Annotated in this window: 9 protein-coding genes; 1 reads left to right on the plus strand and 8 read right to left on the minus strand. The window is 72.4% G+C overall.

All coding sequences use genetic code 11. The features are described from left to right. From ETD83_RS34705 to ETD83_RS34740, 8 genes are all read right to left on the minus strand, one after another. A partial coding sequence (locus tag ETD83_RS34705) for a serine/threonine-protein kinase (protein ID WP_138649441.1) occupies positions 1–1,483 on the minus strand: 1,483 nt, incomplete at its 3' end. A gap of 245 nt (positions 1,484–1,728) precedes the next feature. Further along, positions 1,729–3,684, minus strand: a complete 1,956-nt coding sequence (locus ETD83_RS34710) for an acetoacetate--CoA ligase (protein ID WP_138649442.1) — start codon at positions 3,682–3,684, stop codon at positions 1,729–1,731. A 118-nt stretch (positions 3,685–3,802) separates the two neighbouring features. Then, entirely contained in the window at positions 3,803–4,513 is a 711-nt protein-coding gene (locus ETD83_RS34715; RefSeq protein WP_138649443.1) for an HAD family hydrolase, read from the minus strand. 167 nt (positions 4,514–4,680) lie between these two features. Next, entirely contained in the window at positions 4,681–6,312 is a 1,632-nt protein-coding gene (gene pruA, locus ETD83_RS34720; RefSeq protein ID WP_138649444.1) for an L-glutamate gamma-semialdehyde dehydrogenase, read from the minus strand. Between the two features lie 68 nt (positions 6,313–6,380). Continuing rightward, a complete protein-coding gene (locus ETD83_RS34725; RefSeq protein ID WP_138649445.1) occupies positions 6,381–6,890 on the minus strand; it encodes a DUF6912 family protein in 510 nt (169 codons plus the stop codon). Between the two features lie 24 nt (positions 6,891–6,914). After that, positions 6,915–7,568 carry an HAD-IA family hydrolase gene (locus tag ETD83_RS34730; RefSeq protein WP_230421378.1) on the minus strand — a complete coding sequence of 218 codons (654 nt, stop codon included), beginning with the start codon at positions 7,566–7,568 and terminating at the stop codon, positions 6,915–6,917. Between the two features lie 107 nt (positions 7,569–7,675). Beyond that, positions 7,676–8,572 carry an N-acetylmuramic acid 6-phosphate etherase gene (gene murQ, locus ETD83_RS34735; RefSeq protein ID WP_138649446.1) on the minus strand — a complete coding sequence of 299 codons (897 nt, stop codon included), beginning with the start codon at positions 8,570–8,572 and terminating at the stop codon, positions 7,676–7,678. Then, on the minus strand, positions 8,569–9,573 hold the full coding sequence (locus ETD83_RS34740; RefSeq protein ID WP_230421379.1) for a MurR/RpiR family transcriptional regulator: 1,005 nt from the start codon (positions 9,571–9,573) through the stop codon (positions 8,569–8,571). Before ETD83_RS34740 ends, murQ begins: the two co-directional genes overlap by 4 nt. A gap of 88 nt (positions 9,574–9,661) precedes the next feature. Here ETD83_RS34740 and ETD83_RS34745 point away from each other — a divergent pair. Next, a partial coding sequence (locus ETD83_RS34745) for an N-acetylglucosamine kinase (RefSeq protein ID WP_329603031.1) occupies positions 9,662–10,386 on the plus strand: 725 nt, incomplete at its 3' end.

Below are 10,386 nucleotides of genomic sequence, written 5' to 3' on the forward strand. Positions count from 1 at the left end.
GGTCGGGCGAGCCGGACGGGTCCGGGGGCGGCGTGGTGGTCTTCGTGGTGGTCGGCGACGGGCTGCCGGTGTCGGTCGGGGTACCGGAGGGGCTCTCGGACGGCGTCCACGTGGGCGACGTCGGCCGGTACGACGGCGTCTCGGTCTCCTCGGCGGGCTCCTCGCTCGTGGACGGCGCCCTGCTCGGCAGGACGTCCGACGACGCGGGCGGCGCGCTCGGGTCGCTGACCTTCTGCCCCGCCTTGCCGTTGTCGCGCGAACCCAGCGCGAGGACCGACGAGACGACCACGATCGCCACGAACAGCGCGGCGGCCCCGGCCAGGGCGGCGGAGCGGCCCGAACCGGCCAGCACCCGCCGCAGCCCGCGGCCTTCGGGCGCGTCCCGGCTGTCGACCGTGTCCCGGCCGTCGCCCGCGTGCCGGGCGGCGGCGAAATCGCGGGGCAGCGTCTTGCCGGCCGCCCCTTCGCCGGACCGGCCGTCGCGGGACGGGCCGCCGTCGTGGAAGGCTGCCGGCGCGTCCTCGAAGAGGCGGTCGTCGTCGTAGTCCGCGTCGGAGGGGAACAGCTCGCCGTCGTCGACCTCCGCCGCGCGGACCGACCCCGCGGCGAGCATCGCGGTCTCGTCGGTGTCGCCGGTCGGGTGGGGGACCTCGGCGGGCGCGCCCAGCGGCGAGGTCTCCTCGTGGCCGAGCAGCCGCATCAGCACCTGGCGCGCGCCCGGCCGGCGCGCGGGCTCCTTCTCCAGGCAGTCGAGGACCAGCGCGCGCAGCGGCCCTTCGAGGCCGCCGAGGTCGGGTTCCTCGTTCAGGATGCGGTTGATCACGGCGGGGATGCTGTCCTGGCCGAACGGGGGCTCCCCGGTGGCCGCGAACACCAGCGTCGCCGCCCAGCAGAACACGTCCGCGGGCGTCCCGACCTCGTCGCCGCTGATCTGCTCGGGCGCCATGTAGGACGGGGTGCCGATGACCCGGCTGGTGAGGGTGGTGCCGCCGCTGATCGCCCGCGCCACCCCGAAGTCGATGACCCGCGGGCCGTCCGGGCCGATCAGCACGTTGTGCGGCTTGAAGTCCCGGTGGACGATCTTCGCCTGGTGGATCGCGGCGAGGGCCGTCGCGGTGCCGACGGCGAGCCGGTCGAGCCCGGCGCCGTCGAGCGGGCCGTTCTCCAGGACCTGCTGGTTCAGCGACGGGCCCGGGACGTACTCGCTGACAATGTAGGGCCGGTCGCCGTCCACGTCCGCGTCGATGACCTGGGCGGTGCAGAACGGGGCGACCTTCTTGGCGACCTCCAGCTCCCGCAGGAACCGGGCGCGGGCCTTGTCGTCGGACGTCAGATCCGCGTGCAGCAGCTTGATCGCTACCTGGTGGCCGTCGTCGTCCACGCCGAGGAACACGGCCCCCTGGCCGCCCTCGCCCACGCGGCCGATCAGGGCGTACGAACCCAGCCGATCCGGGTCACCGGACCGCAGCGCCCCAACCTCCATGCGTGGAACCGTCCCTCTCTCGATCTCTGGGCCCTGACATGAGCCCGGATCACCCCTCTGACTGTGTGACGCCCGAGACCGAGGGGAAGTTGACCGGCCCCGGCGACCATACGGAGCGATTTGTCCCACACGCTTCCGATCGGACACGTTTGGACCGGAGCACCACCCTAGTGCCGTCACGTCCCGCGGCGATACGGGCGAGCAAGCCGTCACCCAAGCGAAATCGAACGTCCGGTGAACCGGACCTACGGCGTGAAATGGGACAGGATCTCCGGGTTGGCCATCGAGTCGCGGTTGGCGGCCTGGTCGACCGGGGTGCCCTGCAGGATCTTGCGGACGGGCACCTCCAGCTTCTTGCCCGACAGCGTCCGCGGGATGCCGGGGACGGCGTGCACCTCGTCCGGGACGTGCCGCGGCGACAGCGACGACCGGATCTCGCGCTTCAGCCGTCCGAGCAGGTCGTCGGTGAGGGACGCGCCCTCCGCGAGCTGGACGTACAGGAGCAGGCGCCCCTCCTGGCCGAGCCGCCCGGTGTCGATGACGAGGCTGTCGGCGATCTCCTCGAACGCCTCCACGACCCGGTAGAAGTCGGAGGTCCCCATGCGGACGCCGCCGCGGTTCAGGGTGGAGTCGGACCGCCCGTAGATGACGCAGCCGCCGTCCGGGAGGATCTTCACCCAGTCGCCGTGCCGCCACACGCCCGGGTACATGTCGAAATAGGACTCGCGGTACCGCTCGCCGCCCTCGTCGTTCCAGAAGAAGACGGGCATGGACGGCATCGGCTCGGTGATGACCAGCTCACCGACCTCGTCCGCGACGGGCTTGCCGTCGTCGGCGAACGCCTCCACCTTGGCGCCGAGGCCGCGGCACTGGATGACGCCCGCGCGCAGCGGCAGCAGCGGCGAGGGGCCGACGAACCCGGTGCACAGGTCGGTGCCGCCGGAGAACGAGCCGAGCGGCAGGTCCCCGCTGACGGCGTCGTACACCCAGGCGAACCCCTCGGGCGGCAGCGGCGAACCGGTCGAGCCGATGCCGCGCAGCGCCGTCAGGTCGAGTTCCGCGCCGGGCCTGCGGCCCTCCTTCGCGGACGCCATGATGTACGGCGCGCCGACGCCCATGTACGTGACGCCGTTCTCGGCGGCCAGCGTCCACAGGTCGAGCGGGGCGCCGTCGTACATGACGACGGTGGAGCCCACCAGCAGGCCGCTGATGAGGTAGTTCCACATCATCCAGCCGGTGGTGGTGAACCAGAAGAACACGTCCCCGGGGCCGAGGTCCTGATGGAACGACAGCGCCTTGAGGTGTTCCAGCACGACCCCGCCGTGGCCGTGGACGAGCGGTTTCGGCAGCCCGGTCGTGCCGGACGAGTAGACCACCCACAGCGGGTGGTCGAACGGGACGTCCTCGAACGCCAGCTCGTCGTGGCCGGGACGCGGCAGGTCCGCGTAGTGCATGCCGACGCGCAGGCCGTCCGGGGCGGCGGCAGGGTCGAGGTACGGGATGAGGACGGTCGCGGCGAGGGTCGGCAGCGCGGCCTCGATCTCCCCGACGACCTCCCGCCGGTCGAACCGCTTGCCGTTGTAGGCGTAGCCGTCCACGGCGATCAGGACCTTCGGCTCGATCTGCGCGAACCGGTCGATCACCGAGGACGAGCCAAAGTCCGGGGAGCACGACGACCAGATCGCGCCCAGCGACGCCGTGGCCAGGAAGCAGATCAGCGCCTCGGGGATGTTCGGGACGTACGCCGCCACCCGGTCGCCCCTGCCCACGCCCAGCTCGGCCAGGCCCGCGCGCACCTCGGCCACGTGCAGGGCCAGCTCCCGGTACGTCAGCACGCGGTGCCCGCCCGCCTCCGACCGGAAGATCACCGCCGTCTCGTCCGGGGTCTGCCCGGCCCGCCGCAGCGCGTTCGCCGCGTAGTTGAGCGTCGCGCTGGGGAACCATTTCAGGCCGTCCACCGGCATGGGACCGCCCGACCGGACCGGGCCGTCGCCGCGCGTGCCGACGACCTCGAAGTAGGACCAGATCGCGTCCCAGAACGCGTCGACCTCCGTGACCGACCAGCGCCACAGGTCGTCGTAGGTCTCGGTGAGGACGCCCCGGTCCCACAGCCAGTGGACGAAGCGGGTCACCCGCGCGTTGGCGACGACCTCCTCCGACGGCTCCCACAGCGGCGAACCTTCGGCAACCTCACGGGACATCTCTCTCCCTCCCCGGCGCGCGGCGATCCCAATATCTGCCCGGGCCGCACACCGCGCAACCTCCCAGACCGGTCCCGAGCGTACGCGCTGCCCCGTGGCAGATCAGATGCGGGTCAGGTCAGATGCGGGTCAGGTCGGCGACGGCGCTGACGACGGCCTTGGTGTCGGCGAGGGTCGCAACGACGCGTTCGGCGCCGGCGGCGCGCAGCTCGGCCTCGGTGGCGCTGCCGGTGGCGACGGCGATGATCGGGGAGCCGGCGATGTGGGCGGCCTGGACGTCACGCGGCGAGTCGGCGATGTAGACGGTGGCGGCCTCGGGGTAGCGGGCGCCGTGCCGTTCCCCGGCGCGGGTGCGGGCCAGCTCCAGGAGGGCGGCCTTGCTGTAGACGCCGTTCTCGTAGCCGCCCGCGTCCAGGTCGAGGTGGGGGGCGAGGCCCAGCTCGGTCACCTTCACGACCGCGTTCGGCTGGACGGACCCGGTGAGCACCGACTGGACGACGCCGGGCACATGGGAGAGCGCCTCGACGGCCTCGCGGGCCCCGGTCAGGACGCGGCCGTGGGCGCGCACGTCGGAGCGGCGGGTCGCGAACGCCTCGGCGAGCGCGGCCATGAAGGCGTGCAGATGGTCGTCGGTGGTGACGACGTCGTTGAACGCGAGGGTCTCGAAGATGATCTCGGACTCGGTGCGGCCGGGGGTCGGCGCCAGCCGGACGAGGGGGCGCCCGATGGTCCGCTGGAACGCCTCGGCGTAGGCGTCCCGGGTGACCCGCCCGACGTCGACCAGGGTGTGATCGATGTTCCACAGCACCAGACGGTTGAGCGTCGACATCCCGTTCCCATGCGAGGTTGGACGAGCGTGTACGGGCGGCGGCGGCCCCTGCGCCGGCCCGCCCGACCGGAGCGGCGGGGCGAGCTTATCGTCCGGCCTTCCGGGTGCCGTCCGCAACCGTGCCCTGGACGGGAACGGGCCGCCGGGGTCAGAGGCCCATGCCGGGGTCAGGGGCCCATGTGCGGGTAGCGGTGGTCGGTCGGCGGGACGAGCGTCTCCTTGATGGAGCGGACGCTGGTCCAGCGGGTGAGGTTGAACACCGAGCCCGCCTTGTCGTTGGTGCCGGACGCGCGGGCGCCGCCGAACGGCTGCTGCCCGACGATCGACCCGGTCGGCTTGTCGTTGATGTAGAAGTTCCCGGCCGCGAACCGGAGCGTCTCGGTGGCGGCGGCGGCCGCGGCGCGGTCCTCGGCGATGATCGCGCCGGTCAGGCCGTACTCGGACACGCTCTCCATCTGGTGCAGGACGGCGTCGTAGTCGCCGTCGTCGTAGACGTGCACGCCGAGGATCGGCCCGAAGTACTCCGTGGTGAAGATCTCGTCGGTCGGGTCGGACGACTCCAGGACGGTCGGCCGCACGAAGTAGCCGGACGAGTCGTCCCACTCCCCGCCGGTGAGGATCGTGATGGTGTCGACGCCGCGGGCCCGTTCGATCGCGCGGCGGTGCTTGGCGAACGCCCGGTCGTCGATCACCGCGCCCATGAACAGCGACAGGTCCTCGGCGACGTTGCCCATGGTGAGGGACTCGGTCTCGGCGAGGAACTCGTCCCGCATCCGGTCCCAGACGGAGCGCGGGATGTAGGCGCGGGACGCGGCGGAGCACTTCTGCCCCTGGTACTCGAAGGCGCCGCGGACGAGCGCGGTCTTCAGCACCGCCGGGTCGGCCGTCGGGTGGGCGACGACGAAGTCCTTGCCGCCGGTCTCGCCGACGATCCGGGGATAGCCCTTGTAGGCGGCGATGTTCTCGCCGATCGTCCGCCAGAGGGTCTGGAAGGTGGCGGCGGAGCCGGTGAAGTGCAGCCCGGCGAGGTCGGGGTGGCGCAGCGCCACGTTCGAGACGGCCTGCCCGTTCCCGGTGACGAGGTTGATCACGCCGGGCGGGAGCCCGGCGGCCTCCAGCAGCCGCATGGTGAAGTGCGCGGCGAGCTGCTGCGTCGGGGACGGTTTCCACACCACGACGTTGCCCATCAGCGCGGGCGACGTCGGCAGGTTCCCGGCGATCGCGCTGAAGTTGAACGGCGTGATCGCGAGGACGAACCCCTCCAGCGGCCGGTATTCGAGGCGGTTCCACACGCCCGGGGACGACAGCGGCTGGATCTCGTGGATCCGCTGCGCGTAGCCGACGTTGAACCGCCAGAAGTCGATCAGCTCGCAGGCCGCGTCGATCTCGGCCTGCTGCACGGACTTGGACTGCCCGAGGACCGTGGCGGCGTTCACCGTCGGGCGCCACGGCCCGGCGAGGAGGTCGGCGGCGCGGAGGAAGATCGCGGCGCGGTCCTCGAACGCCATGGCCCGCCATCCGGGCGCCGCCTCGCGGGCGGCCGAGATCGCCTCGGCCACGTCCGGTTCGGTCGCCTCGCCCATCCGGCCGAGGACGTGGCCGTGGTTGTGCGGCTCGACGACGTCGATCGGCGTGCCCGCGCCCATGCGCTGGTCGCCGCCGATCGTCATGGTCAGCTCGGTCTGCCCGCCGCCGAGCTCCTTGATCCTCGCCTCCAGCGCGGCCCGCTCGCCGCTGCCGGGTGCGTAGGTCTTGACGTGCTCGTTCACCGGTACGGGCACGGTGGTGACGGCGTCCATGTGACGGCTCCCCCTGCGATTGCGACGGCTTTGTCCGACGTGCCGGGGCCTACCCGCCCATGTGCCGGTCAGTCGAGCAGGTGTGGGAGTTCCTGGGTGGCGTACCAGAGGAGTTCGTGGCCTTCGGCGCCGTCGACGGTGAAGCGGGCGTCGTCGTCGCCGGCGTCGGCGGCGGGGAGGGCGTCGGCGGCCGCGGCGATGTCGGCGGCGGCGTTCGCGTCGTCCACATGCCCGGACGCGATCCGCTGCCACGAGATCGCTTCGGAGACCTCCACGAGGGCGCGGTCGCCGTTGCCCAGACCGGCGTCGCCGCGCGGCCAGGTGACCAGTTGGTCGGGGATCTCGGCGGCGAGGACGACGCGGCGGCGCGGCGCGGCCGGGTCGGCGGCGAGGAGCCGCAGGGAGGCGCGGGCGGCGGCGGACAGCGCCGCGTACTCCAGCTCCTCCAGGTCGCCGCCCGCGTACCACTCGCGCAGCGCGGGCGTGACCGCGTGGGCCGCGACCGGCGCGGGGCCGATCTCCTGGGCGGCGTGGACGCCGGCGAGGAGCGTGAGCGTGGACGGCAGGTAGACGCGCATGAGGTCAGCCAGTCTGCCAGACGGTCACGGCAGGAGGCCCAACGCGCGCAGTTCGGCGATGGTCGTGTCGGGCCCGGTGTGGTGGATGCCGTGGAGCCCGAGGTCCTCGGCGGCGCGGACGTTGTGCGCGATGTCGTCGATGAAGACGCAGTCGGCGGCGTCCAGGCCGAGGAGGGCGAGCGCGTGCCGGAAGATCCGCTCGTCGGGCTTGCGGAGGCCGACCTCCGAGGAGATGACGACGGCGTCGAAGACCTCGGCGAACAGGTCGCGGGGGTAGTCGTTGCCCCACGAGTTGGACAGGACTGCCGTACGGGCTCCGGCGGCCCGGGCGGCACGGAGCGCGTCGTACATGGGCCGGACGGGGGTGAACGCCCCGAACATGCGGGCGATGAGGCCCGCCGCCGCGACGGGCCCGCCGTCGGCGGTGACCAGCTCGGCGGCGAGGAGGCGCTCGAAGTCCCCGGTGGGGAGGCTGCCGTCTTCGAGCCCGTGGATCGGGTTCGTCCCGGCGCCGTCGTACGCCTGCTTCACCCAGGCGCGCATCACGTCCTTGTACCGCCCGACGTCGATGCGTTCGGCGGCGAGCCACACGTCGATCGCCTCGTTGAGCGGTGAGGTCAGGACGCCGCCCCAGTCGGTGATCACAGCTCTGGGCGTCCCGCGTCGTTCATCTGGCACGGCCCGATGGTAGGCGATCTCGGACCGATCCCCGAACCCCGTTCTGCCGTGCGCCCCCGTCCGAAAGGCCGCCGGCCCCAACTACCGGCCGGCCCCCGGATCCTCGATCAGGCTGATCTGAGCCGTTGAAGAGCCTCTCGCACGCCCCCGTCGGTCTCCTCCAGTAGAACCGTCGCGCGCGCCGCGGGCACCTCACCGAGAAGTGAGACCAGCGCCACGCGCGTGTTCCCTCCTGCTTCCGTCAGCGCGTTCTCGCAGGTCCGCGCGTCCATGCCCGTCGCCTCGGTGAGGATGCGCACGAGCCGGGCGCGCAGCTTGGAGTTCAGTGCGTTCACGCTGACCATCAGGTTGGAATAGGTCCGGCCCATCCTGATCATCAGCGTGGTGGAGAAGGAGTTGAGCACGAGCTTGGTCGCCGTGCCCGCCTTCATCCGGGTGGACCCGGTGATCACCTCGGGTCCGGTCGCGAGGCCGATGTGCACCTCCACCTCGTCCCCGTACGGGGTGTGCGGGTTGCAGCTGATCAGCGCGGTGCGGGCGCCGACGGCGGCGGCGGCGCGCAGCGCGCCCACCACGTAGGGTGTGCGGCCGCTCGCCGCGATGCCGACGGCGATGTCGCCGGGCCGGACGTCGCGTGCGTCCCGGCGGCCGAGCTCGACGTCGTCCTCGACGTCGGAGATCGCCTGGGACAGCGCGCCCGGCCCACCGGCGTGGTGGGCGACCACCCGCCCCCAGATGCCGAACGTGGGCGGCAGCTCGGCGGCGTCGATCACCGCGAGCCGTCCCGATGTGCCCGCGCCGAAGTAGTGCACGCGTCCTCCAGCGCGCAGCGACTCCACGGCGAGGTCCACCAGCCGGGCAACCTCCGGCAGGACGGACGCCACGGCCATCGGAACGGTCGCGTCCTCAGAGTTGATCAGGCGCAGCACCTCCAGGGTGGGCAGCGTGTCGACGTCGAGGGTGCGGGGGTTCCGTCCCTCGGTGGGCAGCTCGCAATCGATCACCGACGCCTCCGGTCGGGTCGCACGGTCCGGCCGCGGACCGCCTCGAATGTGGCTTCCAGGGCCTTGCGGGTCGGCCCGTAGGTGCGCTGCGCCACTCCGACGAAGAGGCAGTCGACCACGGTGAGCTGCGCCAGCCGGCTCGCTGTGGCGCCGGAGCGGAAGGTGGTCTCCCGCGCCGCCGTGGTCAGGATCAGGTCGGCCATCTCCGCGATCGGGGACTTGGGGAAGTTGGTGAGCGCCACGGTCTTGGCGCCCCTGCTCTTGGCGACCTCCAGCGCGTCGATGGTCTCCACGGTCGAGCCCGTGTGCGAGATGCCGATCGCCACGCTGGTGGGGCCCAGCACCGCGGCGCTGGTGAGCATGATGTGGGCGTCCGCCCACGCCGAGCAGATCCGTCCGATGCGGTGCAGCTTCTGCTGGAAGTCGGCCGCGACGAACGCGCTGGCGCCCACGCCGTAGACGTCGACCCGGTCCGCGGCGACGACCGCGTCCACGACCTGTTCGAGCATCTTGATGTCGAGCTGGGAGGCGGTCTCCTCCACGGCCCGGGCATCGGCGAAGGTCACCTTCTCAACGATCTGTTCGAGGGAGTCGTCGGGACTGATGTCGCTGCCGATGACCCTGCCCCCGGCGGCGCTCTGCGCCCGCCCGGCCTCCGTGGCGAGGGTCAGCCGCAGCTCGGGGTACCCGTGGAACCCGATCGCCCGGCAGAACCGGATGACCGTGGTCTCAGAGGTGCCGCAGGTCTGCGCGAGTTCGGTGATGGTGGAATTGGCGACTCCTTCCGGGTCGTCGATGACGCGTTGGGCGACTCGCCGCTCCGCGGGGGGCAGCGAGGGCAGCAGCGAGCGGACCCGGACCACGGTGCTCAGCGGCGTGCTGTCCCGGTCCCGCTCCGGGGCCTGGCCCGCCGCCTGGTCCCGTGGTGAACCGGGCTCCCCCGTGATCCCCCGCTCGGGGCCCTGCTCGAGGCTCCGCTCGGAGCCGATGGGTTTCCTCATGATGGAAATTTTCTTACGCGCTGGATGTCACGTCAACGGTAGAAAAGGCTACGGTCGCCATGTGTTGACCCATTTGGCCGGTCCTTACGTGGTCGGTATCGACGCGGGTGGCACGAAGACCCGCTGCGTCGTACTGACGCTGGGGGGTGCTCTGGCCGGTTCCGGCACCGGCCCAGGGGCAAATCCCAACTCTGGAGGCGACACCGCTGGGGCGCTGACCACCGCCCTGCGGGAGGCGCTCGGGGACCTGGACCGAACCCACATCCTCACCGGCGTGTTCGGCATCGCCGGTGCCGGCTCCGCCGGGCGGCCCGCGGCCGTCGCGGCGGCGCGGCAGGCCTGGCAGGCCGTCGGCCTGCGCGGCTCGCCCGCGGTGGTGACCGATATCGCGGTGGCGTTCGCCGCCGGAACCAGCGAGCCCAAGGGCATCGTGGTGTTCTCCGGCACAGGCGCCGGCGCGGCGGTCATCAACGACGGGGCGATCGTGCAGCGCGCGGACGGCTACGGCTGGCTCGTCGGGGACGAGGGTTCGGCGGTATGGCTCGGGAAGGAGGCCGTCCGGGCCGCGCTCGCCGCCTACGACGGCCGCGGCTCCCCGACGCTGCTCACCGATTCGGTCCCCCGGGCGCTGCTGGGCGCCACCGTGGTCGCGGAGATCGACGCGGACCGGCGGAGACCCCGCCGACCGAGGGCGCTGGCCATGGCCGGCGCCCCTTCGTCGTCACCGGGCGCCCAGCTGCTCTCGCAAGCCGTCACGCTCGCCTCCGGAGGTGGCACCCCCCTCGGCACCTCCCTCGGGAGCGGCACGGGAAC

It is taken from the genome of Actinomadura soli (assembly GCF_005889715.1).
Lineage (GTDB): Bacteria > Actinomycetota > Actinomycetes > Streptosporangiales > Streptosporangiaceae > Spirillospora > Spirillospora soli.